The sequence below is a fragment of the Streptomyces sp. KL109B genome (genome assembly GCF_030766935.1).
GTDB lineage: Bacteria > Actinomycetota > Actinomycetes > Streptomycetales > Streptomycetaceae > Streptomyces.
Genome location: NZ_JASERL010000001.1, coordinates 424,587 through 447,955, shown reverse-complemented (window position 1 = coordinate 447,955; position 23,369 = coordinate 424,587). Strand labels below are relative to the sequence as shown.

Below are 23,369 nucleotides of genomic sequence, written 5' to 3'. Positions count from 1 at the left end.
CTCACGCTCCGGCGGTGGCGACGAGGACGACGGCTACCACCAGGACGACGGTGCCTGCGAGCAGTGCGCTGAGGTAGGTCTGCACGTTTCCGGTCTGGGCCCTGCGCACGGCCCAGCCCAGCGCCTTCGGTGCTTCGGCGGCCGCTCGTACGTAGGTGTCGACGACGGTGCGGTCGAGGAAAGCGACCAGCGTGGCGCCCGCCCGCACCGGGCGGACGAACAGCGCCGCGTACACGGCGTCGAGGTGGAAGCCGACGGCCGCGTGGCGGTGCAGCGGGCCGAGCAGCAGGCGGCCGGGGTCGGCCGGGTCCGGGGCGCTCGCGATGTCGCCGTACGCGGGGGTGTGCGTCGCGATGGCCTCGGCCTCGACCAGGCCCGCGTCCCCGGACTCGGTGTCGACCGCGACGGCGCCGATCGGGGTGCGGCGGGCCGCCATCGCGGTGCTGTGGCGCCAGGCCGCGTAGGTGACCAGGCCGCCGACGAGCGCGAAGCCGGTGCCGAGGACGGAGGTGGTCAGCGTCGGGGTGAGCGAGTGGCCGTCGAACCAGTCGGGCAGCACGCCCGCGAGCAGTCCGAAACCGAGGGAGGGGATCGCCAGGACCCACAGGACGACGTTCATCGTGACCGGCTGCTTGCCGTGGTCGGGGGCTTCGGCGCCGCGGCCGTTGAAGGCGAGGAGCCAGAGACGGGTCGCGTACGCGGCGGTGAGCAGCGCCGTGACCAGGCCCGCGACGAGGACGACCCAGCCGGCCGCCGACGGGACGGAGGACACGGCCTCGACGCCCGCGCCGCCGGGCTCATGGCCGGTGGCGGCGTGCTCGGCGGCGCCGAGGACGGCCTCCTTGGAGAAGAAGCCGCTGAAGGGCGGGATCGCGGCGAGCGCGAGCAGCGCCACGGTCATCGTCCAGAAGGCGTCGGGCACGCGGTCGCGCAGGTCCTTCATGCGGGACATCGCGGCCAGCGAGTTGGTGCCGGCGGCGTGGATGATCACGCCCGCCGCGAGGAACAGCAGCGCCTTGAAGGCGCCGTGCGAGAGGAGGTGGAAGACGGCGGCGTCGCGGTTGCCGACGGACAGGGCGCCGGTCATGTAGCCGAGTTGGCCGATGGTCGAGTAGGCGAGGACCCGCTTGATGTCGTCCTGCGCGAGCGCGGCGAGGGCCGAGCCGAGCATGGTCACCGCGGCCATGACCGCGAGCACGATCAGCGCTGCCTGTGAGGCGGCGAAGACCGGGAGGAGGCGGGCGACGAAGTAGACGCCGGCGGCGACCATCGTCGCGGCGTGGATCAGCGCGGAGACGGGTGTGGGGCCCGCCATCGCGTCGGGCAGCCAGGTGTGCAGCGGGAATTGGGCCGACTTGCCCGCCACACCGGCGAGGAGCAGGAGGGCGATCAGGGTCGGGTGGTCGAGGCCGCCCTCGCTCGTGACCTTGCCCAGGATCGTCGTGATGCGGAACGAGCCCGCGTCCACGGCGAGCGCGAACAGGCCGATGAGGAAGGGGACGTCACCGAGCTTCGTGACCAGGAACGCCTTGAGGGAGGCGGCCCGCGCCTCGGGGGTCTCCCAGTAGTGGCCGACGAGGAAGTACGAGCAGATGCCCATGACTTCCCAGCCGACCAGCAGAACCATCAGGTCGCCCGAGTAGACGACCAGGAGCATCGCGGAGGTGAAGAGCGAGACGAGCGCGGCGTACGAGGGGTAGCGCGGGTCGTCGCGCAGATAGCCCGTCGAGTAGATCTGCACGCAGGTCGCGACCAGGCCGACGAGGACGGCGACGAGGACGGCGAAGCCGTCGATGTGCAGGGCGAGTTCGATCGGCACCGAGCCGGTCGGGGCGAGCTGGGTGTGCGCGTCGAGGGCGACGGTGCCGTTGCCCGTGCCGCCGCCCTGGTCGAGCGCGACCGCGACGGCGAGGGCCAGCGCGGCCAGCGTCGGCAGGACGGCGAGCGGGCGGACGAAGGCGGGGGCCGTGCGGCCGAGGAGCAGTCCTGCGACGGCGCCGAGGAACGGCAGGAGGGGGACGAGTACGGCGAGGGTCGTGGTGGTCACGCGGTGGCCTCGGCCTTCTTGTCCGCCGTCGGCGCCGGGGCGTCGGCTGCCGCGTCGGCGTCGGACGGGTCGTGCGGGTCGTCGTCCGGGTCGCGGGGCTCGGCGGAGTCGCGGAGCTTGTCGATGTCCGACGTGCCGCGGCCCCGGTAGACGGCCAGGACGATCGCCAGGCCGATGCCGATCTCGGCGGCGGCGATGGCGATGGTGAACAGGGTCAGGGCCTGGCCCGCGTGGAGGGTGTCGCGCAGCCAGACGTCGAAGGCGACGAGGTTCAGATTGACGGCGTTGAGCATCAGCTCGACCGACATCAGGACCAGGATCGCGTTGCGGCGGGCCAGTACGCCGTACAGGCCCGTGCAGAAGAGGAGGGAGGAGAGGACGGCGGGGTAGGCGAGGTGCATCAGCGGGTTCCCTCACCTTCGGCTGCCGGGGTGGCGTCGGCGTTCTTCTTGCGGGACAGGACGATCGCGCCGACCAGGGCGGCGAGGAGGAGCACCGAGAGCGCCTCGAACGGCAGGACCCAGTGCTTGAAGAGGATCGAGCCGGTCACGCCCGTGCTGCCCTGGGCCGCGCCGTCGAGATCGATCCAGGTCGTGCGGAACGCGTCGACGACGACCCAGACCAGGGCCGCCGCGGAGGCGAGGGCCACGGTCAGGGCGGCCCAGCGGTTCGGGCCGTCCGCGTCCGGGGAGCGGCCGATGGGCGCACGGGTCAGCATCAGGCCGAACAGGAGGAGGACCACGACGGAACCGACGTAGATGAGGACCTGCACCCAGGCGATGAACTCGGCGGTGAGCAGGAGGTACTCGACGGCGAGGCCGCCGAGGGCGACGACCAGCCACAGGGCGGCGTGCACCAGTTGCTTCGTGGTGACGGTGACGATCGCCGCGGCGAAGGTCACCAGGCCCACGAGGGCGAAGGCGATCTCGACGCCGGTCGGCGAGAGGAACCCATGGCTGTCGGCGGCCGTGGCGACGGTTGCCGTGGCGGTGACCGCCGGTGCGGAGAGGCTCATGCGGTGGGCTCCTCTCCGGGATCGGTGGGCTCGGTCGGGGCGGCCTTCGGGGGCTCTTGGGCCGACGTCTCCGGGGCGGCGGCCTCTTGGGGCGCGGCCTCGTGAGCCGCGGCCTCCTGGGGCGCTGTCTCCTGCGCTGCGGCTTCCTGGGCCGCTGCCTCCTGCGCTGCGGCCTCCTGAGCCGCGGCCTCCTGCGCTGCCGCCAGCTTGTCCGCGGTCTTGCGGGCCGCCGCGAGTTCCTTGGGGTCCTCGGCCGCGGGGTCGAGGGCCGGCGGGGACGGGACGGTCCACATCCACTCGCGGAGCTTGTCGCGCTCGTGGGTGAGTTCGCGGATGTCGGTCTCGGCGTACTCGAACTCCGGGGACCAGAACAGCGCGTCGAAGGGGCACACCTCAATGCAGATACCGCAGTACATGCAGAGGGAGAAGTCGATGGCGAAACGGTCGAGGACGTTACGGCTGCGCTCGCGGCCGCCGGGCGCGGCGGGCGGCACCGTCTCCTTGTGGGAGTCGATGTAGATGCACCAGTCGGGGCACTCGCGGGCGCACAGCATGCAGACCGTGCAGTTCTCCTCGAACAGACCGATCACGCCGCGGGTACGGGGCGGGAGTTCGGGCTGGGCGTCGGGGTACTGCTCCGTGACGGTCTTGCGCGTCATCGTGCGCAGGGTCACGGCAAGGCCCTTGGCCAGGCCGGATCCGGGGATCTTCGCGGGCATCAGGCAATCGCCACCTTCACGATTCCGGTGAGCGCGATCTGCGCGAGGGCGAGGGGGACGAGGGTGGTCCAGGCGAGCTTCTGGAGCTGGTCCTCGCGAAGGCGCGGGTATGTGACGCGGAGCCAGATCACGACGAAGGCGAGCACGGCCGTCTTGAGCAGGGTCCACACCCAGCCCAGGCCGTCCGCGCCCCACGGGCCGTGCCAGCCGCCCAGGAACAGCACCGTGGTCAGTCCGCAGAGCACGACGATGCCCGCGTACTCGGCGAGGAGGAAGAGAGCGAACCGCAGACCGGTGTACTCCGTGTACGCGCCGAAGATGATCTCGGAGTCGGCGACCGGCATGTCGAAGGGAGGACGCTGAAGTTCGGCGAGGCCCGCCACGAAGAAGACGAGCGCGCCGACGATCTGCCAGGGCAGCCACCACCACTCGAAGGCGTCGAGGATGCCGGGCAGGGAGACCGTTCCCGCGGCCATGGCCACGGAGGCGGCCGCGAGCAGCATCGGGAGTTCGTACGCCAGGAGTTGGGCGGCCGTGCGCAGGCCGCCCAGGAGGGAGAACTTGTTGGCGCTGGCCCAGCCCGCCATCAGCGAGCCGAGCACGCCGACGCCCATCACCGCGAGGACGAAGAAGATGCCCGCGTCGATGACGGCGCCGACCGGGCCGTCGCCGGGTCCGACCGGGATGGCGAGCAGCACGAGGAGGTACGGGAGGAGGGCGATCGCGGGGGCGAGTTGGAAGACGCGGCGGTCGGCATCGGCCGGGACCACGTCCTCCTTCTGCGCGAACTTGACGCCGTCGGCGACCAGTTGGGCCCAGCCGTGGAAACCGCCCGCGTACATGGGGCCGAGGCGGCCCTGCATGTGGGCCATGACCTTGTGTTCGGTCTGGCCGACGATCAGGGGCAGCACCAGGAAGGCGACGAAGACGACGACGAGGCGCAGGGCGACGTCGAGGGCGTCGTTCACTCGTTGCCTCCGTTGGTGTCCGTGGAGTCCGTGGTGTCCGTGGTGTCCGTCGAGTTCTCGTCCGGGGTGGGCGTGGGCTCGGGCTTCTTCGACTCGTCGTCGAAGGCTGGCTTGGCGTGGTGCCAAGGGGCGTCACTGGAGCGGGGTTTCGGCGCGGGCTCGGGCTCCGGGGTCGGGGCCTGCGGCTCGGCGGGGGGCGTCGCGCGTTGCGAGGCGGAGCCCTGGGACGCGCTGCGGGAGCGCCGCGCCGGACGTGCGGGGGCCTCCGGTGCGGGCTCGGGAGCGCGCGGGGCCGGGTCCTGCGGGGCCGGAGCCTGCGAGGCCGGAGCCTGCGGGGCCGACGTCGGCTCGCCCTCGGCAGCCGGGGCCGCAGACGCCTCAGGCACCGCAGACACCTCAGGCACCGCAGGCGCCTGGCTCGCCGAGCCCTCGCTCGCGGACCGCGTACGCCGCGCAGGGCGCTCCCCCGCCGCGCGCCCCCCGGCACCCGCTGAGCCCGCCGCGCCCGCCGCGCGCCCGGCCGCACCGGCGCCCGCCGCTCGCGCACCCCGCGCGGGCCGCGCCGGGGCGGGTGGCAACTGCCCCTTCAGCGGCCCCCATTCGTTCGGGTCGGGGACGCCGGGCGGCAGCATCTGGCGCCGCTTGGGTCCGCCGTGCTCGGACTCCCCCGGCTCCTTCGCGCCCGGCCACGCCTTCGCGACGCGCGCCGCGAGCACGAAGTCCTTGCGCAGCGGGTGCCCTTCGAAGCCGTCGGGCAGGAGGAGCGGGTCGAGGCCCGGGTGGTCGGTGAAGTCGACGCCGAACATCTCGTGCGTCTCGCGCTCGTGCCAGGCCGCGCCCGCGTACACCTCGACCGCCGAGGCGAGCACGGGTGCCGTGTGCGGGACGGTCGTACGCAGCAGCAGGCGACGTACGGACCCGGGGGCCACGGCGGCGACGTGCGCGCACACGCGGAAGCCGGACTCCGGTTCGTCGACCGCGCTCAGCCAGTCGAAGTACGTGCACTCCAGCGTCGTACGAGCCGTCTTCAGAGCCGCGATCCACTCGGCGGCCGGGACGTCGACCGTCAGCAGGTCGTACGCCTCCTCGACCGTGGCCTCGGCGCCGAACAGCTCCTCCACGGGAGCCGGCAGCCAGCTCATCGGTCACCCCCTGACGGGTTTCCGGAGGGCGCGGGCGGCTGTACGAGTCCGCTGCTCAGCGCCGCCGCGGAGGGGCGCCCGGCCGCCTCGTCGGCGGACGCGTACCGCTCGCCGAGCGACTCGCGGGCGATCTTCTCCTGGAGCTTGAGGATGCCCTGGAGCAGCGCCTCCGGACGGGGCGGGCAGCCGGGCACGTACACGTCGACGGGGATGATCTGGTCGACGCCCTTGGTCACGGAGTACGAATCCCAGTACGGGCCGCCGCAGTTGGAGCAGGCGCCGAACGAGATGACGTACTTCGGCTCCGGCATCTGCTCGTACAGACGCTTCACGGCGGGCGCCATCTTGTCGGTCACCGTGCCGGACACGACCATCAGGTCGGCCTGGCGGGGGCCCGGCGCGAACGGGATCACGCCGAGCCTGATGAAGTCGTGGCGCGCCATGGAGGCCGCGATGAACTCGATGGCGCAGCAGGCGAGGCCGAAGTTGAAGACCCACAAGCTGTAGCGGCGGCCCCAGTTGAGGACCACCTTCATCGGCTCGGGGGCGAGCCGCGAGAGCACGCCCAGCTTCTTCGGCTCCGGCAGGAGCACCGGCTCGGAGGGTGTCACGTCGCTCACGTCGCTCACGTCACTCACGTCCACGTAAGGACGCCCTTCTTGTATGCGTACAGCAGGCCTACGGCGAGGAAGCCGAGGAAGATGAACATCTCGACGAGGGTCGTCGCGCCGTATCCCGGCGCGGCGAAGACCGTGGCCCAGGGGAAGAGGAAGATCGAGTCGACCGCGAAGATCACGTAGAGGAAGGCGTACACGTAATAGCGGACCTGGGTGTGCGCCCAGCCCTCGCCGACGGGGTCGACGCCGCATTCATAGGTGAGGAACTTTTCCCTGGTGGGAACCACTGGGCGGAGCAACTTCCCCGCTCCGAAGGCCACGGCGACGAAGAGCACGCCGACGACGGCGAGCAGTCCGACCACCGAGTACGACTGGAAGTAGTCCGCCGCGATGACGGTCCGGTCCGATCCCGTCACGTACCTGCGCCCCTCGCGTCTTCGTTGTGTTCGACGATCTGTACGCACGGGAGTCTAGGCCCTGTTAAAGGGACGGTAAGCAGCCCGGTCGCACCCTCTCGTACGAGATCGCTCGGTGGTGGGGTTACGTGGTGGGGTTAACCCCCGCTCAACTTGGCGGTCGTCCTCATGGCGCCCCGCCTCGCACCAGGGCACTCTTGCCGCTATGACCGAGCCACTCGACACATCCGAAGACCACCCGGCGCTGCCGCCGCCCCGACTCGGGTACGACAGCGCCACGTGGAAGGAGATCGCCTATCTCCTGAGCAGCTTCCCGCTGTCCATCTTCGGGTTCGTGTACGCCGTCACGATGCTGGCCCTCGGAGCGGGCCTCACGGTCACGGTGATCGGCCTCCCGCTGATCACGGCCGGACTCAGGGGCGCGCGGCTGCTCGGCAAGGCGGAGCGCGGGCGGGCGCGGGCGCTGCTCGGGGTGCGCATCGAGGAGCCGAGCCCGCTGCCGGTGCGGCGCTCGGGCGGCTTCTTCGGCTGGCTGTGGACCGGGCTCAAGGATCCGGTGGGCTGGCGCACGGTGCTGTACGAAGTGATCCGGTTGCCGTGGGCCGTGCTGACGTTCACCCTCACGCTGGTCGGACTCTTCGTGCTGTGGCCGGTGTTGCCGTTCATCGCACGCGGGCTCGGCAACGCGGACCGGGCGATGGTGCGCGCGCTGCTCTCCCCCTCCGACGAGTTGGAGCGGCGGATCGCGGAGCTGGAGTCGGACCGGGGCCAGGTCGTCGACACTGCCGCCGCCGACCTGCGGCGCATCGAGCGCGATCTGCACGACGGGGCGCAGGCCCGGCTCGTGAACCTGGCGATGGGCCTCGGCCTCGCGAAGGAGAAGCTCCTGGAGGGCCGGGCCGACGACGCGGTGGCGGCGATGGTCGACGAGGCGCACGGCGAGGTGAAGCTCGCGCTCCAGGAACTGCGGGACCTGGCGCGCGGCATCCACCCCGCGGTGCTCACCGACCGCGGCCTCGACGCGGCGCTGTCCTCCGTGGCCTCGCGCTGCACGGTGCCGGTGAAGGTGACGGCCGAGCTGCCGGGACGGCCCGCCGAAGCGATCGAGGGCATCGCCTACTTCACGGTCTCCGAACTGCTCCAGAACGTGAGCAAGCACAGCGGCGCGCGCTCGGCGTCGGTCGATGTGTGGCGCTCGCGGGACCGGCTGCTCATACAGGTGTGGGACGACGGGCAGGGCGGCGCGAGCCTGGACAAGGGGACCGGTATGTCGGGCCTCGCGGAGCGGCTCGACGCGGTCGACGGCCTGTTCGTCGTGGACTCGCCGGAAGGCGGCCCGACCACGATCACGGCGGAGCTGCCGTGGCGCGACCGGACCGAGCCGATACGTCGGGGGTAGTGCCTCGGAGGTTCGGAGCTGGGGAAAACCCCCGGTCGAAGACGCCGACCCACCGCATGGCCGGGGACCGGCCCCGCGAGGAGGCTTGAAGCAGAACAACGACTCCCTGAGCAGTCCCGAGCTGAGCAGTCCCGAGCAGCTCTCACCAGAACGGACGGACACCGATGGCCACGCACCAGTACGGATATCGCGAGCAGGGCGACGCGTACTCGTCCCCGTACGCGTACTCGTCCCCGCCCTCGCTCTCTCCCTCGCCCTCGCCCTCGCCCTCGCCCTCGCCCGAGGACCGCCCGCGGCGCGGCCTGAACCGGCTGCCGGCCGGGCTGCGGGCGCCGATCGAGGGGCGGACGTGGCGGGAGTTCGGGTATCTGCTGCTCAGCCTGCCGCTCAGCATCATCGGGTTCGTGTGGGCCGTCACGATGACCTCGCTCGGCGTGGGCCTGCTGATCACGTTCATCGGGGTTCCGGTGCTGGCCGCGGCGCTGGCGGGGGCGCGTGGGCTCGGCGCCCTGGAGCGGGTGCGGGCGCGCGGGCTGCTCGGCGTGGAGGTCGGCACGCCGGAGCCGTTGCGGCCGCGCTCCGGCGGGCCGATGGCGTGGATAGGGGCGATGCTCAAGAGCGGCGTCTCGTGGCGGCATCTGCTGTACGGGGTGCTGCACCTGCCGTGGGCGGTGTTCGGGTTCGCCGTGGGGCTGAGCTTCTGGGCGACGGGCTGGACGATGCTCACGTATCCGCTGTGGCGCTGGGTGTTCCCGGCGTACGTCGGGCAGGACGGCATCCAGCTGTACGGGGACGCCTCCCACGCCGTGTACCTCGACAACCCCTTCGAGATCACGGTGACCGCGGCGATCGGGCTGCTCTTCACGCTGGCGACGCCGTGGGTGATCCGGGCGCTGACGACGGTGGACCGGCTGATGGTGGTCGGGCTGCTCGGCCCGTCGCGGCTCGCGTCCCGCGTGGTCGAGCTGGAGTCGGACCGGGGCGCCGTGGCCGACACGGCGGCGGCCGACCTGCGGCGCATAGAACGGGATCTGCACGACGGCGCCCAGGCCCGCCTTGTCGGCCTGGCGATGGACCTCGGTGTCGCCAAGGAGAAGCTGAACGAGGACCCGGAGACGGCGGCGCGCCTCGTGGGCGAGGCACACGGTGAGGTGAAGACGGCGCTGCAGGAACTGCGGGACCTGGCGCGCGGCATCCACCCCGCGGTGCTCACCGACCGCGGCCTCGACGCGGCCCTGTCCTCCGTGGCCTCGCGCTGCACGGTGCCGGTGAAGGTCGAGGTCGACCTGACGGACCGTCCCGCGCCGGCCATCGAGGGGATCGCCTACTTCACCGTGTCCGAACTCCTGCGGAACGTGAGCGAGCACAGCGGGGCCACCCGGGCGGAGGTCGATGTGTGGCGGGCGCGGGACCGGTTGCTGGCGCAGGTGTACGACAACGGGGGCGGCGGCGCGGTGGCCTCCGGCGGATCGGGGTTGGCGGGGCTCGCCGCGAGGCTCGACGCGGTCGACGGAATACTGCTGGTCGAGTCCCCGGCGGGCGGCCCGACCCGAATAACGGCGGAGCTGCCGTGGCGGCGGGCGTGACACGCGGCTGAGGCCCCGGTTCCCGTCGCGCGGCACCGGGGCCGCCTTGCCCACCCTGCCGCCCAAGGCGGCAGATTGCCCAAGGCGGCAGATTGCCCAAGGCGGGGGCGGGCAAATCGAGCCCTCCGCGGGGACCGGCCAATCAAGCCCCGCCTCTTGTACGGGAGCCAGCGGGGTCCGGGGCAGCGCCCCGCGACGTAGGGCACGACGGCCGAACCCCTCCGGGGAGAGGCAGGAAGCCCGGCCCCGCCCGCCCGTACTTTGGCCGCTCCCCCGCGTTCACCCCCCGATCCTGGAATGCTGGGGGTGCAGGATCGATCGATCTCGGCGCGCACCGTGTCGGGACGTTCCTGCACTGGGGGGCCGAAGAACGTGGAGGAAAAGGTGCGGGTCGTCATCGCCGAGGATTCAGTGCTGCTCAGGGAGGGCCTGACCCGGTTGCTCACGGACCGCGGGCACGAGGTCGTCGCCGGTGTGGGCGACGGGGAGGCCCTGGTCAAGACGATCACGGAGCTCGGGGCGCAGGAGCAGCTGCCGGACGTGGTCGTCGCGGATGTGCGGATGCCCCCCACGCACACGGACGAGGGCGTGCGCGCGGCGGTGCGGCTGCGGGCGAGGTTCCCCGACCTCGGGGTGCTGGTGCTGTCGCAGTACGTGGAGGAGCAGTACGCCACGGAGCTGCTCGCCGGGTCGAGCCGCGGGGTCGGCTATCTGCTCAAGGACCGGGTCGCCGAGGTGCGGGAGTTCGTGGACGCGGTGGTGCGGGTCGCCGAGGGCGGCACGGCGCTCGATCCGGAGGTGGTCGCGCAGCTGCTCGGGCGCAGCCGCAAGCAGGACGTGCTGGCGAACCTCACGCCGCGCGAGCGCGAGGTGCTCGGGCTGATGGCCGAGGGGCGTACGAACTCGGCGATCGCGCGGCAGCTCGTGGTGAGCGACGGCGCGGTCGAGAAGCACGTCAGCAACATCTTCCTGAAGCTGGGGCTGTCGCAGAGTGACGGGGATCACCGGCGCGTACTGGCGGTCCTGACCTACCTGAACTCGTAATTACCTGACACCCTGTCAGATATCGCGAGGGCGGACGGACGGACCGGCAGGGCGGACCAGCCGGACAGGACGACCGAGAACAAGGCATCCATCCCAGAACCATCGGACGAACCAGCGCGTCTTCCAGAAAGCTTCGAGGGCCGCTCCGGGGGGGCTGACAGATCATGGCAAAGCGGGGCGACATGCCGTCTCATTTCCCGGTCCACCATGCGAATCGCCCGAGGAAGGCGACCCTTACAGACGTAGGGTGGGCCATGGGAGGGCCGGTGGGTCGGCCGTGCCCGTACAGCCGCCTCGAGGGAGGTTCAGTTCAGTGACCAGCCAGGTCAGTAGCACCACCGAGCAGGCCGACGGGACCGACAGCGCTGTCGTCGGCGGGCAGCGCACTTCGGCCCGGGAATCGAGCAAGGACGTACGACGCGTGGACCGGGTGATCATCCGGTTCGCGGGTGACTCCGGTGACGGCATGCAACTCACCGGGGACCGCTTCACTTCGGAGACCGCGTCGTTCGGCAACGACCTCTCCACACTGCCGAACTTCCCGGCCGAGATCCGCGCCCCCGCAGGGACCCTGCCGGGCGTCTCGTCCTTCCAACTGCACTTCGCCGACCACGACATCCTGACCCCGGGCGACGCGCCGAACGTACTGGTGGCGATGAACCCGGCCGCGCTCAAGGCGAACATCGCCGATGTGCCGCGCGGCGCCGAAGTCATCGTCAACACGGACGAGTTCACCAAGCGGGCGATGCAGAAGGTCGGTTACGACGCCAGTCCGCTCGAGGACGGTTCGCTCGACGGGTACAACGTGCACCCGGTGCCGCTGACCACGCTCACCGTCGAGGCGCTGAAGGAGTTCGAGCTCTCGCGCAAGGACGCGGGGCGGTCGAAGAACATGTTCGCGCTCGGGCTGCTCAGCTGGATGTATCACCGGCCGACCGACGGCACGGAGAAGTTCCTCAAGGCCAAGTTCGCCAAGAAGCCCGAGATCATGAAGGCGAACCTGGCGGCGTTCCACGCGGGTTGGAACTTCGGCGAGACGACCGAGGACTTCGCGGTCTCGTACGAGGTCGCCCCGGCGGGCGCGGACGCCTTCCCGACCGGCACCTACCGCAACATCTCCGGGAACCTCGCCCTGTCGTACGGCCTGATCGCCGCATCGAAGCAGGCGGATCTGCCGCTGTACCTGGGCTCGTACCCGATCACCCCCGCGAGCGACATCCTGCACGAGCTCAGCAAGCACAAGAACTTCGGCGTGCGCACCTTCCAGGCCGAGGACGAGATCGCCGGTATCGGGGCGGCGCTCGGCGCGGCCTTCGGCGGCTCGCTCGGCGTGACGACGACGAGTGGCCCCGGTGTCGCGCTCAAGTCCGAGACCATCGGCCTCGCCGTCAGCCTCGAACTGCCGCTGCTCGTCATCGACATCCAGCGCGGCGGCCCCTCCACGGGCCTGCCGACCAAGACCGAGCAGGCCGACCTGCTGCAGGCGATGTACGGCAGGAACGGCGAGGCGCCGGTGCCCGTCGTCGCGCCCCGCACCCCCGCCGACTGCTTCGACGCCGCGCTGGAGGCAGCCCGGATCGCGGTCACCTACCGCACCCCGGTGATGCTGCTCTCGGACGGCTACCTGGCCAACGGCTCGGAGCCGTGGCGCATCCCCGAGGTCGACGAACTGCCGGACCTGCGCGTCCAGTTCGCCTCCGGGACCAACCACACCGCCGAGGACGGCACCGAGGTCTTCTGGCCGTACAAGCGCGACCCGCAGACCCTCGCGCGCCCCTGGGCGATCCCCGGTACGCCGGGCCTCGAGCACCGTATCGGCGGCATCGAGAAGCAGGACGGCACGGGCAACATCTCGTACGACCCGGCCAATCACGACTTCATGGTGCGCACCCGGCAGGCGAAGATCGACGGCATCGACGTGCCGGACATCGAGGTCGACGACCCCAGCGGCGAGGCCACCGCCCTCGTCCTGGGCTGGGGATCGACGTACGGCCCGATCACCGCCGCCGTCCGCCGCATCCGCGCCGCGGGCGACCGGATCGCGCAGGCGCATCTGCGCCATCTCAACCCGTTCCCGAGGAATCTGGACACGGTTCTCAAGCGTTACGACAAGGTGGTGATCCCCGAGATGAACCTCGGTCAGCTCGCCACGCTCGTACGGGCGAAGTACCTGGTGGACGCGCACAGCTACAACCAGGTCAACGGCATGCCGTTCAAGGCCGAACAGCTCGCCACCGCTCTCAAGGAGGCCATCGATGGCTGACACGCAGACCAGGGAGTCCCGGCAGGCCGCGGAGGCCCCGGAAGGGGCCGAGGACGGCGCGGAGACGCTTCTGTCACTCGTCCCCAAGGCCGAGGCCAAGCAGTCCATGAAGGACTTCAAGTCCGATCAGGAAGTGCGCTGGTGCCCGGGCTGCGGCGACTACGCGATCCTCGCCGCCGTGCAGGGCTTCATGCCCGAGCTCGGCCTGGCGAAGGAGAACATCGTCTGGGTCTCCGGAATCGGCTGCTCGTCCCGCTTCCCGTACTACATGAACACGTACGGGATGCACTCCATCCACGGCCGTGCCCCGGCCATCGCGACCGGACTCGCCTCCTCCCGGCGGGACTTGAGCGTGTGGGTCGTGACCGGTGACGGCGACGCGCTGTCCATCGGCGGCAACCACCTCATCCACGCCCTGCGCCGCAATGTGAACCTGAAGATCCTGCTCTTCAACAACCGGATCTACGGACTCACCAAGGGCCAGTACTCCCCCACCTCCGAAGTCGGGAAGATCACCAAGTCGACGCCGATGGGCTCGCTCGACGCGCCCTTCAACCCGGTGTCCCTGGCAATCGGCGCGGAGGCGTCCTTCGTGGCGCGGACGGTCGACTCGGACCGAAAGCACCTCACCAGCGTGCTGCGGGCGGCCGCCGACCATCAGGGCACGGCGCTCGTCGAGATCTATCAAAACTGCAACATCTTCAACGACGGGGCGTTCGAGGTCCTGAAGGACAAGCAGCAGGCCGAGGAGGCGGTGATCCGGCTCGAACACGGGCAGCCGATCACCTTCGGGCCCGAGGGCTCGAAGGGCGTCGTGCGCGACCCGGCCACCGGCGACCTCCAGGTCGTGCCGGTCACCGAGGACAACAAGTCCGACATCCTGGTCCACGACGCCCACACGACGTCCCCGACCACGGCCTTCGCGCTCTCCCGGCTCGCCGACCCGGACACCCTGCACCACACCCCCATCGGCGTCCTGCGCGATGTCCAACGGCCCGTCTACGACACGCAGATGAGCGATCAGCTCGACGCCGCGATCGAGCGGGACGGCAAGGGCGACCTCGGGGCGCTCCTCGCCGGCGGCGACACGTGGACGGTCGTGGGCTGACGAGGCCGACTACGTCGTACGTCGGAGAGGGCCGGGCCGCGCGAAGCGTAGACCCGGCCCTTTGTCGGTGAGGGCGTGTACGCGGGTTCGCCCATCCGGGTTTGATGGCAGCGAGCACGCGATACCTGGGCGCTACGCACTCCGTTGTCCGGGCAACAAGGTGCTCGGCTGCTCCGCGCGGCAATGAACACCCCCTGACCCCGTTCACCGCCGAGGAGCGCCCCAAGTGAAGATCGTCCGTCGTATTGGGGACGCCCCGCGTCTACGCGGTGACTGCTCGACCGGGGAGACCTGCCCCGACATCTTCGAGCTGAGCGACGGCAGGTTCGCGGTCATCGGCACCCTGGCGGACGACCTTCCCGGCGGCGCGGCCCGCGGGGACCGGGAGCAGGCCGTCGTGATCACCCGGCAGACCCTGATCCGCGCCAAGCGCGACATTCCCGACGCCTGAGCAGCAGAGCCCCGCACCTCACACCCCCCGCACCCCGCGCCCCCGCGCCCCGCGCCCTAGTCCGGGCCCACGACCCACCACTCGTCCGGGTCCGCCGCCAGCTCCTCGATGATCAGGTCGACGGCGTCCCGCGCCCGGGCGTCGAGGGAGTGGGGTGCGACGCTTCGCCGGTGTTCCACCGTGCGCCCCCAGTACAGCTGGAAGACCTCGTTGCGGCACAGCACCCGCAGATGCCCGATGAGCTCGTCCCACGTGTACGCGCCCACGCGGCACGCCAGCAGGTTGACCGCGTACTCCCGGTTGGCGATGAGCATTCTGCGGCGCTCCTGGACGGAGAGGCCCGGCAGTGTGCTCAGCGTCGCCGCGTAGTCGGGATCGTTGATCGCGCGGTCCAACTGCTCGATGAAGAGGGTGTGCTGGCGCAGCACGTTGGAGCGGCGCACCTCCTCGACGAGCTGGGCCAGCAGCTCCTCCTTGCGGCGGCCTCGGCCCAGCGCTCCGGACCTCAGTCGGACGCCGATCCCTCCCAGTGCCTGTTTCAGTGTGGCCATGTCAAAGTGACCCCCGGTGGGCGCGGTGGCAGGTTGGTGGCACGTCTGGCGTAGACCTGCGCCCCTCATCGGGTGTCTGCCCGGAGGGTGCGGGGCACATGCGTACGCACGCCGCACCAATTGTCCAACTGTCCTGACAAAGCGGGCGAGTTGGTGACTGTACGGGCGGGCGCACCAGCGGGCGCTTCGTACGGGAGAGGGCTGGTCAGGACCGTATGGCGATACGGGCATGACGTGCGGGGTCCGGCGGCGCTACCTTCGTGGAGGCCGCCGCGGGGCTGCCGGGTGTCACGAGGAGGGTTCATGCAGGACGGGGCGGGCGCGGAGCCGGGGCAGCGGGGCCACGGCGCGCGCGAAGGGCGCATTGGGCTGCTCAACGGGTTCGCGGCGTACGGGATGTGGGGCCTCGTCCCGCTGTTCTGGCCGCTGCTGAAGCCCGCGGGCTCCGGGGAGATCCTGGCCCACCGCATGGTGTGGTCGCTGGTCGTCGTGGGCGTCGCGCTGCTCTTCGTACGGAAGTGGGGCTGGGCGAAGGAGCTGATCCGGCAGCCGAAGCGGCTGGGGCTCGTCACCGTCGCCGCGGCCGTCATCACGGTCAACTGGGGCGTCTACATCTGGTCCGTGAACTCCGGCCACGTCGTCGAGGCCTCGCTCGGCTACTTCATCAACCCGCTCGTCTCGATCGCCCTCGGCGTGCTGCTCCTGAAGGAGCGACTGCGGCCCGCGCAGTGGGCGGCCGTCGGGACCGGGTTCGCCGCCGTGCTCGTGCTCGCGATCGGGTACGGGCAGCCGCCGTGGATCTCGCTGGTGCTCGCGTTCTCGTTCGGCACGTACGGGCTCGTGAAGAAGAAGGTGAACATGAGCGGCCTGGAGTCGCTCGCCGCCGAGAGCGCCGTGCAGTTCCTGCCCGCGCTCGGCTATCTGCTGTGGCTCGGCTCGCAGGGGCGGTCGACTTTCGGGGCGGAGGGCGCCGGGCATGCCGTGCTGCTCGCGTCGGCGGGGCTGATCACGGCGATTCCGCTGGTGTGCTTCGGGGCGGCGGCGATCCGGGTGCCGCTGTCGACGCTGGGGCTGCTGCAGTACCTGGCGCCGGTCTTCCAGTTCCTGCTGGGGATCTGGTACTTCCACGAGGCGATGCCGGCGGAGCGGTGGGCCGGGTTCGCGCTGGTGTGGCTGGCGCTGGCCATGCTGACGTGGGACGCGCTGCGCACCGCGCGGGCCAACCGGGCCCGGCTGGCCGAGGCGGCCGCCGACGTACGGACCAAGGCGGCCGAGGCGGCCGAGGCGGCGCGTCAGGTGTCAACTTCCGCCCCCGCAGAAGAAGTTCGGCCTATAACTGGTGCATGACTCTGCACTGGAAGCTCGTCGTCGACGCCGCCGATCCGCACACTCAGGCCGAGTTCTGGGCGGCCACGCTCGGCTACGAGATCGAGGACAACGCCGCGCTCATCGAACGGCTCCTCGGCTTCGGCGCGCTGAGCGAGGCGGACACCGTGGAGCGCTGGGGGCGGCGGGCCTTCCGTGACCTGGTCGCCGTGCGCCACCCCGACGACCAGGTGGACGCCGACACCGGCACCGGGCTCGGCCGCCGGATCCTGTTCCAGCGGGTGCCGGAGGCCAAGAGCGGCAAGAACCGGCTGCACATCGACGTACACGCCGGGTCCGGTCAGCGGGCGGCCGAGGCCGAGCGGCTCACCGGGCTCGGCGCGCGGGTGCTCGACGAGGTCAAGGGGCAGGGCGGCGAGTGGCTGCTGATGGGCGACCCCGAGGGGAACGAGTTCTGCCTCCACTGAGCCGGTGCGGCCCGACGGGCTCCGGCAGGACCTGGTGGGCCGTGGGCACCAACTCTTTGCTAAATCCACTCCGTTCGTCGTATGGCACTCCCCCTAACCGTCGGTAACGTGTGTGCGACCGCCGGGCGGTCGATGCCGAAGTCGCGTCCCGCCCGCACCTTGCCACCCGCGCTGCTCCTGGAGGAGCCATGCCTTACGGACGCCTCCTGGGTTCCCGCACCAGACCGTGCACGGCTCGTGGGAGTGGTGCGTGATGGACGGGCTCCTGATCTCCCTGCTCCTGTTCCTGCTCTTCATCGGTGCCTGCCTGTTCCTGTCGATGTGGGCGAGCCCCGATCTCCGCGTCAACGACGAGTTCTTCCGCGTCGACGAGAAGAACCGGCTCGGCAGCGGCAGGACCGGCTTCGCCTACGCCGGTGACATCGCGAACGCCGCCGCCGTGATGTACCTCGTCGGGGTCGTCGCCGTGGCCGGCGGCGACGGTCTGGTCGTCGCGGGGGCCGCGGCACTGTCCCCGCTGCTGATGCGGCAGTGGCTGGCGAAGCGCCTCGCGGGCGTGGGCGGGCGGTCGTTCGGCGAGACCGTCGCCCGCCATCTGCCGCCGGGGCCCGGCCGCCGCGCCGCCGGCGTCGCCCTGCTGGCCTCGACGGTGCCGCTGCTGACCGCCCAGTTCCAACCCCTCGGCGACACCGCGCAGATGGTCGGCATCGACGACCTGGGCACCCGGCAGCTGCTCATCGTGCTGATCGGCGGCCTGGTCGTCTCCTGCGCGGCAATCGGTGCCACGCGCGGCGCGTCCCTGCTGCAGATGGCCAAGATGGGCGGCCTGGTCGTCATCGCCCCGCTCCTCGGCCTGCTGGTCCTGATCAAGTTCGACGGGGACTTCGGCTCGCTCTTCGACTCCGCCGACCGGCTGCGGTCCGGTTCGGCCGACTACCTGTCGCTCGGCCAGCTCTTCGGCGACGGCCCCGTCGGGTTCATCGACCTGGCGGCGTTCTGCTCCTGCGTGCTGACCGGCGCGGCCTTCATGCCGTACCTCATCGCGCGCTTCACGGACGCCCCGAAGCAGGCCGACGCGCGCCGCGTCGCGGGCGTGGGCTTCGCCGTCATCGCCCCCATGTGCGCGCTGGCCGCGCTCATCGGCTTCGGCGCTGCGGCCCTCGTGCCCGAGGAGAAGCTCGTCTCACAGGGCCAGTTCGGCGGCAACATCATCGCCCGCCTCGCCATCGCCCTCGACGGAGGGGAGGACGGGCTCGGCAAGTGGCTGCTGTTCGTGCTCTGCGCCACGTTCCTGATGGTCCTCGCCGCCGCCTCCGTCCTGCTGCTCTCCGCCGCCGCCTCCGTCGTCCGCGACCTCCGCGCGGGCCCCGCGGCCGAGCCCCAGGACCACAAGGCCGACGGCACGCGGAGCGTCCGCGCGGGCCGGGCCCGGCTCACCATGGTCACCATCGGCGGCGTGAGCATCGTGCTCGCCGCCCTCACCCCCGACGTCAGCCCGCAGTTCTGGCTGATCCTGTCGTACACGATGACGACGTCGACGGTCCTCCCGCTCGTCGTCCACGGGCTGCGCAAGGAACGCCCGATGACCGCGGCGGCCATGCGGCGCTGCGTCTACGGGAGCGTGGCCGCGGTCCTGCTCGTCACCTTCTTCTCCCCCTCGGTCTCGGGCAGCCCGTACGCGCTCTTCCCGGACCTGGACTGGAACTTCTGGCCGTTCCATTCCTCGGTCCTGATCGGCGCCCCCGTCGGCTTCCTCCTCGCCCGGCCCCGCCGCGGCGACCACGTGGCGCGGGACGCGGCACCGGCCGAGGAGGTGCTCACGCGGTGATGTCCTTCGCCGTGAACCGCGCCCACGCGGCCGAGCCGAACACGGCCGCGTACAGCACCTGCAGTTGAAGGTTCCGGGCCACGTCGTCCCAGTACACCGGCTCCCGCATCAAGTCGGCGAAGGACAGCCACTGGTGCGAGAACAGATACGGCTGGATCGCGTGCAGCTGCGGGATCTGGTCGAGGATCTGGACGGTGATGAGCAGCCCCACCGTCGTCGCCATCGCCGCGATGCCGCTGCCGGTCAGCGTCGAGACGAACAGGCCGATGGCGGCGACGCCGATCAGCGACGCGGCGACCACCAGCGCGATCAACAGCGCCCGCCACAGGCCCTCGCCGAAACCGATCCGCGTACCGGAGATGGTGACGACGTCGCCGAGCGGGAACAGCAGCGCCCCGGTCGCGAGCGCGGAGACCGCGACCACCAGCGTCGCCACCAGGCAGAAGGCGAGCACGGTCGCGTACTTGGTGAGCAGCAGGCGGGTGCGGCCCGCGGGGGCCACGAGGAGGTAGCGCAGCGTTCCGGAGTTCGCCTCGCCCGCGATGGCGTCGCCCGCGACGACGCCGACCGACATGGGCAGGAAGAAGGGGAGCGTCGCGGCGAGCGCCGTGAACACCAGGAACAGGCCGTTGTTGGTGATCTGCGCGATGAACGCGGGGCCGCCGCCCCCGCCTCCCCCGGCCGTCGGGTCCCCGCTGGTCTCGATCTTCACGGCCACACCGATCAGGATCGGCACCCCGGCCAGCACCGCGAGCAGCGCGAGCGTGCGCCAGCGGCGCAGCGTCACGGTCAGCTCGCTGCGCAGCAGGCCGAGGGTCCACAGCGGATGTCGCACTTGTGCCTCAACCTGCGACATCAAATCCCTCCCCCGTCAGCGCGACGAACGCGTCCTCAAGGGAGGCCCGCTCGACGCCGAAGCCCCGGACGCGTACGCCCGCGGTGACCAGTGCCGTGTTCAGATCCGCCAAGTCCGTTTCGGGAGGCGGTGGTTCGGCCGTGACCAGCTCGTCCGTGGTGTCGAGGACGGTCAGGCCGTGTTCCTTGAGGACGCGGGCGGCGTCGGCCGGGTCCGGGGTGGTGACCGCGAGCTTGCCGCGTACCCCCGCCGCTAGTTCGGCGACCGGGCCCTGGGTGAGCAGGCGGCCCTTCGCCATCACCGCGGCGTGCGTGCAGACCTGCTCGATCTCGTCGAGGAGGTGCGAGGAGAGGAAGATCGTGGTGCCGTCGGAGGCCAACTCCCGTACGAGGCCGCGGATTTCGCGCATGCCCTGCGGGTCGAGGCCGTTCGTCGGCTCGTCGAGGACGAGCAGCCGGCGCGGGGTGAGCAGGGCGGCGGCGAGGCCGAGCCGCTGCTTCATGCCGAGCGAGTACGCCTTCGCCTTCTTGCCCGCGGCGGCCGTCAGGCCCACCCGGTCGAGCGCCTGCCCGACCCGCTCCTTGCGGGTGCGCGGGTCGGCGGTCGGGTCGGCGGCGTCGTAGCGCAGCAGGTTGTCCCGGCCGCTGAGGAAGCCGTACAGGGCGGGTCCCTCGATCAGCGCGCCCACCTGCGGAAGCACGGTCCGCACGGCGCGCGGCACGGGGTGGCCGAGTACGCGGGCGGACCCCGACGTCGGGTCGATCAGGCCCATCAGCATGCGGATGGTGGTGGTCTTGCCTGAGCCGTTCGGGCCGAGGAAGCCGAAGACGGCGCCGCGCGGGACGCTCAGACTGAGCCCGTCGACGGCCAGTTGCCCGCCCCGGTACCGCTTGCTGAGCTCCCGCGTCTCGATGACGGGTTGTTCCTCCATGCCCCTCCTAGGCGTACGGGTGAGGGGGCGGTGCGCACCGCCCCCTCACCGTCGACCACCGCTGACTCAGCCCGCGTTCGCCGCCTTCACGAGCGCGTCCTTGGTGACAGCGCCCGCGTACGCCTTCCCGTCCTCGGTGATCAGTACGTTCACGAGGCGGGTCGAGTAGACGGTGCCGGAGCCGAACTCGCCCTTGACCCGGTCGCCCAGGGAGCTGAGGAACTTCTGGGCCTCGGGCGGCATGTCGGCCGAGCCCGCGGCGCCGGAGGCCAGGCCGCCGGCCTCCTTCGGCATCTTCAGCTCGGCGATGGACGTCCAGCCCTTGCCGATGACGTTCAGGTCGTCGAGCCCGCCGCCCTTGAACGCATCGCCCTTGAACGCGTCCGGCTCGGCGGCACGCTCATGGCGCATGCTGTCGTCCGCCTCGGTGACCTTCGTACCCTTCGACGGCTTGAAGTCGAAGGTGGAGGCGGCCGGCTTCGCGAAGTCGACCTTGGTGAAGCCCGCGTCGACGACGGCCGCGCCGCCGCCCGCCGGGGTCAGCGAGAACTTCAGCGGCGTACCGGTCTTCGCGTCCACGGACACGGTGACCGCGCCGACCGTCGAACCGGACTGCTTCGGCTTGATCTGCAGCCGGTACGCGTCCCGGCCCGCGACCTGCGAGGTGCCGTCGACCGTGAACGACGTGCTGTCGCCGCCGGCCTTGAGGATCTCGTCCGTGAGCTCCTTCGGCGTGGCGGGAACGCCCTTGGGCGCCTTCTCCTTGCGGTCCCCCGAGCCCTCGGCGTGCTTCGCGTGGTACGCCTCGTCCGACTTGCTGTCGTAGGCCCACAGGTCGTCGCCGTTGTGGATCACGCTGTACTCGGACGCGTCGTCGAGGACCGACAGCTTCTGGCGGTCCGCGCCGTCCGCCGCGACGCGCAGCGTGTGCGAGCCGGAGGCGAGTTCGGCGAGCTTCGACTGCGGGTCGGCCGACGAGCCGCCCTCGCCGCCGTCCCCGCCGCGCTCGCCGTCGCCGCCCCCCATGAGACCGCCGCCCGCGGCGCCGCCGAGCGAGGGCAGGCCCAGGTCCGTCTGGATCTTCATGGTGCCGGAGAGCTGCTGGGTGTCCGACTTGGCGATCTTCTCGATGAGCTGACGCGCCGTGATGTCGGGAAGGTCCGGGTCGCCGGAGGAGGCGAGCGCCGGAACGAGCCCGATCGTCGCCGCGGCCACCCCCACCACGGCCACGGGGACCGCGTAGCGCACGGCCTTGCGGCGCCTGCCGCCCTCGGTCCCGCTCTCGCTGTCTTCGGATGCGTACGGTGCCATGTCCTTGCCCTACCTCCGTGATCGGCGGCGGCTTACCGTCCTGTGCACTCGTCCAGTTTGCGTCCACCCCGAGCCGCCATTCTCACCCGGATTGGTCTGGAGTGGTGTACCCAATCTGACCAAACCGGCCACGAGGAAGCGTCAGACCCCGGGATCAACTCGGCGTACGCCTACGGGATGACACACGACGGCGGCGTCGCCCCCGACCCGTAGGGGGTGACGCCGCCCGAGCCGCCCGACCGAACCGGCTCAGCCGTTCACGAACACGTAGTCCGCCTTGTAGGGCACGCCGACGACCTTCCCGAGGTCACAGCTGCCCGAAGGGGCCACGCCGCCCACGGTGTTGAGGCGCAGGATCTCGGTGGTGTGCGCGAGCAGTCCGCGCGGCTTGCCGGACTGGGTGGCCTTGAGGTCCAGTTCGGCGATGTTGTCGGCGCCGTTCGGGGTGCGGGAGACGACCGCCCCGGTCACGGCGCTGCGGTCGGGCGCGACCCATTGCGGCACACCGGAGCCCGGCGCGGTGAAGGAGTGCCGGATGTGCCCGGCGAGTACGGCGCGCACGTCGCGCTGCGCGAAGGCCGCCTTGCCGGTGGCGGGGTCGGTCTTGCACTCGTAGATCTGCCGGCCGCGCACCACGGACGCCTGGAAGTTGTGGAGGGCGCGGCCGAAGTCGGTCCGCTGGGTGACCTGGTGGAGCTGGCCGCGGACGGCGCCGCCGGGGAACTCGCCGGTGTGCAGATTGGCGTAGAACGCACCGGGGTCGTCGGTAAGCCGCCCCAGGAGCGCGGCGTCCTTGACGGTCACGGAGCCGGTGGCGCGGTGGTGCTTGGCATCGCCGAGCACCTTGGTGAAGTCGACCCGTACGTCGCCGTTCGCACCCTTGGCGCCCTCGTGGATGTGCAGCGCGGTCGGCCTGCCGATGCCCCGCCACTTCACGGCGACGGACACCTGATCACCCTTGACCTGGACGAACTCCAGGGCGGAACCGTCCTTGTCGCCGACGGCGGGGCCGCCGGGCACCGGCACCTCGTTGGCACCGTTGAGGCTGGTGGCGAGGACGGTCCCGGTGTCGGCGGACCCCGCGTCCGAGGCGAGGGCCTGCGGCGCGGCGAGCCCGGTGACGGCGGCGGCACCGATGGCGACGGCGGCGGCGAGCATGCGTGTGCCCATGTTCAGTTCTCCCCCTGTACGGCCGACGCCCCCTGCGCCGACCTCCGGGGGTGAGTACGGACGGGGTCCAAGCCCGGACTCAATCCGGAAGAGTGACGCAAGTCACAACTCAACCCCCGTCGACGAACGACCACAATCAAGCCCCGCCGGCGAT

The 23,369-nt window shown here is 71.3% G+C and carries 22 protein-coding genes; 9 read left to right on the top strand and 13 right to left on the bottom strand.

Annotated elements, in window-relative coordinates; genetic code table 11:
• Position 1 precedes the first annotated feature (1 nt).
• The 8 genes from RBJ65_RS02140 to RBJ65_RS02105 are packed head-to-tail and all read right to left on the bottom strand — an operon-like array spanning position 2 to position 6,924.
• The gene (locus tag RBJ65_RS02140) at positions 2-2,047 is read right to left on the bottom strand and encodes an NADH-quinone oxidoreductase subunit L (RefSeq protein WP_306320920.1); all 2,046 of its coding nucleotides are present in this window, start codon (positions 2,045-2,047) and stop codon (positions 2-4) included.
• A complete protein-coding gene (nuoK, locus tag RBJ65_RS02135) occupies positions 2,044-2,448 on the bottom strand; it encodes an NADH-quinone oxidoreductase subunit NuoK (RefSeq protein WP_306320919.1) in 405 nt (134 codons plus the stop codon). The genes RBJ65_RS02140 and nuoK overlap by 4 nt, the downstream gene beginning before the upstream one ends.
• Entirely contained in the window at positions 2,448-3,062 is a 615-nt protein-coding gene (locus tag RBJ65_RS02130) for an NADH-quinone oxidoreductase subunit J (RefSeq protein ID WP_306320918.1), read from the bottom strand. Before RBJ65_RS02130 ends, nuoK begins: the two co-directional genes overlap by 1 nt.
• Positions 3,059-3,781 (bottom strand): NADH-quinone oxidoreductase subunit I, encoded by a 723-nt coding sequence (locus tag RBJ65_RS02125; protein ID WP_306320917.1) that lies wholly within the window; start codon positions 3,779-3,781, stop codon positions 3,059-3,061. The genes RBJ65_RS02130 and RBJ65_RS02125 overlap by 4 nt, the downstream gene beginning before the upstream one ends.
• Complete coding sequence (locus tag RBJ65_RS02120) at positions 3,781-4,749, bottom strand: complex I subunit 1 family protein (RefSeq protein ID WP_306320916.1); 969 nt, start codon at positions 4,747-4,749, stop codon at positions 3,781-3,783. The genes RBJ65_RS02125 and RBJ65_RS02120 overlap by 1 nt, the downstream gene beginning before the upstream one ends.
• Positions 4,746-5,891, bottom strand: a complete 1,146-nt coding sequence (locus tag RBJ65_RS02115) for an NADH-quinone oxidoreductase subunit C (RefSeq protein WP_306332106.1) — start codon at positions 5,889-5,891, stop codon at positions 4,746-4,748. The genes RBJ65_RS02120 and RBJ65_RS02115 overlap by 4 nt, the downstream gene beginning before the upstream one ends.
• A complete protein-coding gene (locus RBJ65_RS02110; protein WP_306321080.1) occupies positions 5,888-6,520 on the bottom strand; it encodes an NADH-quinone oxidoreductase subunit B in 633 nt (210 codons plus the stop codon). The genes RBJ65_RS02115 and RBJ65_RS02110 overlap by 4 nt, the downstream gene beginning before the upstream one ends.
• A 5-nt stretch (positions 6,521-6,525) precedes the next feature.
• Positions 6,526-6,924 (bottom strand): NADH-quinone oxidoreductase subunit A, encoded by a 399-nt coding sequence (locus RBJ65_RS02105; RefSeq protein WP_306321081.1) that lies wholly within the window; start codon positions 6,922-6,924, stop codon positions 6,526-6,528.
• A gap of 205 nt (positions 6,925-7,129) precedes the next feature.
• Here RBJ65_RS02105 and RBJ65_RS02100 point away from each other — a divergent pair, with 205 nt between their 5' ends.
• From RBJ65_RS02100 to RBJ65_RS02075, 6 genes are all read left to right on the top strand, one after another.
• Positions 7,130-8,323, top strand: coding sequence for a sensor histidine kinase (locus RBJ65_RS02100; RefSeq protein ID WP_306321082.1), 1,194 nt, complete (start codon positions 7,130-7,132; stop codon positions 8,321-8,323).
• Positions 8,324-8,487: 164 nt separating this feature from the next.
• Entirely contained in the window at positions 8,488-9,909 is a 1,422-nt protein-coding gene (locus RBJ65_RS02095) for a sensor histidine kinase (protein ID WP_306321083.1), read from the top strand.
• 384 nt (positions 9,910-10,293) lie between these two features.
• A complete protein-coding gene (locus tag RBJ65_RS02090; RefSeq protein ID WP_306321226.1) occupies positions 10,294-10,953 on the top strand; it encodes a response regulator transcription factor in 660 nt (219 codons plus the stop codon).
• A gap of 313 nt (positions 10,954-11,266) precedes the next feature.
• On the top strand, positions 11,267-13,216 hold the full coding sequence (locus tag RBJ65_RS02085; RefSeq protein WP_306321084.1) for a 2-oxoacid:acceptor oxidoreductase subunit alpha: 1,950 nt from the start codon (positions 11,267-11,269) through the stop codon (positions 13,214-13,216).
• A 106-nt stretch (positions 13,217-13,322) separates the two neighbouring features.
• Positions 13,323-14,324: a 2-oxoacid:ferredoxin oxidoreductase subunit beta gene (locus RBJ65_RS02080; RefSeq protein WP_306321227.1), complete on the top strand. Its 1,002-nt coding sequence runs from the start codon at positions 13,323-13,325 to the stop codon at positions 14,322-14,324.
• 226 nt (positions 14,325-14,550) lie between these two features.
• Positions 14,551-14,775 (top strand): hypothetical protein, encoded by a 225-nt coding sequence (locus RBJ65_RS02075; protein ID WP_306321085.1) that lies wholly within the window; start codon positions 14,551-14,553, stop codon positions 14,773-14,775.
• A gap of 56 nt (positions 14,776-14,831) precedes the next feature.
• Here RBJ65_RS02075 and RBJ65_RS02070 read toward each other — a convergent pair whose 3' ends face one another.
• The gene (locus RBJ65_RS02070; RefSeq protein WP_306321086.1) at positions 14,832-15,326 is read right to left on the bottom strand and encodes a DUF6082 family protein; all 495 of its coding nucleotides are present in this window, start codon (positions 15,324-15,326) and stop codon (positions 14,832-14,834) included.
• A 303-nt stretch (positions 15,327-15,629) separates the two neighbouring features.
• On the opposite strand from RBJ65_RS02070, the gene rarD reads away from it, so the two are divergent.
• From rarD to RBJ65_RS02055, 3 genes are all read left to right on the top strand, one after another.
• Positions 15,630-16,673, top strand: coding sequence for an EamA family transporter RarD (gene rarD, locus RBJ65_RS02065; RefSeq protein ID WP_306321087.1), 1,044 nt, complete (start codon positions 15,630-15,632; stop codon positions 16,671-16,673).
• Positions 16,670-17,119 carry a VOC family protein gene (locus RBJ65_RS02060; protein ID WP_306321088.1) on the top strand — a complete coding sequence of 150 codons (450 nt, stop codon included), beginning with the start codon at positions 16,670-16,672 and terminating at the stop codon, positions 17,117-17,119. Before rarD ends, RBJ65_RS02060 begins: the two co-directional genes overlap by 4 nt.
• Positions 17,120-17,369: 250 nt before the next feature.
• Positions 17,370-18,947, top strand: coding sequence for a hypothetical protein (locus tag RBJ65_RS02055; protein ID WP_306321089.1), 1,578 nt, complete (start codon positions 17,370-17,372; stop codon positions 18,945-18,947).
• Here the strand turns inward: RBJ65_RS02055 and RBJ65_RS02050 are convergent.
• From RBJ65_RS02050 to RBJ65_RS02035, 4 genes are all read right to left on the bottom strand, one after another.
• Positions 18,937-19,803, bottom strand: coding sequence for an ABC transporter permease (locus RBJ65_RS02050; RefSeq protein ID WP_306321090.1), 867 nt, complete (start codon positions 19,801-19,803; stop codon positions 18,937-18,939). The two genes, RBJ65_RS02055 and RBJ65_RS02050, sit on opposite strands and share 11 nt — an antisense overlap.
• On the bottom strand, positions 19,790-20,734 hold the full coding sequence (locus RBJ65_RS02045; protein WP_306321091.1) for an ABC transporter ATP-binding protein: 945 nt from the start codon (positions 20,732-20,734) through the stop codon (positions 19,790-19,792). Before RBJ65_RS02045 ends, RBJ65_RS02050 begins: the two co-directional genes overlap by 14 nt.
• Positions 20,735-20,800: 66 nt before the next feature.
• Positions 20,801-22,045, bottom strand: coding sequence for a DUF2092 domain-containing protein (locus tag RBJ65_RS02040; protein WP_306321092.1), 1,245 nt, complete (start codon positions 22,043-22,045; stop codon positions 20,801-20,803).
• Positions 22,046-22,294: 249 nt separating this feature from the next.
• Positions 22,295-23,215: a CHRD domain-containing protein gene (locus RBJ65_RS02035; protein ID WP_306321093.1), complete on the bottom strand. Its 921-nt coding sequence runs from the start codon at positions 23,213-23,215 to the stop codon at positions 22,295-22,297.
• Between the last annotated feature and the right edge of the window lie 154 nt (positions 23,216-23,369).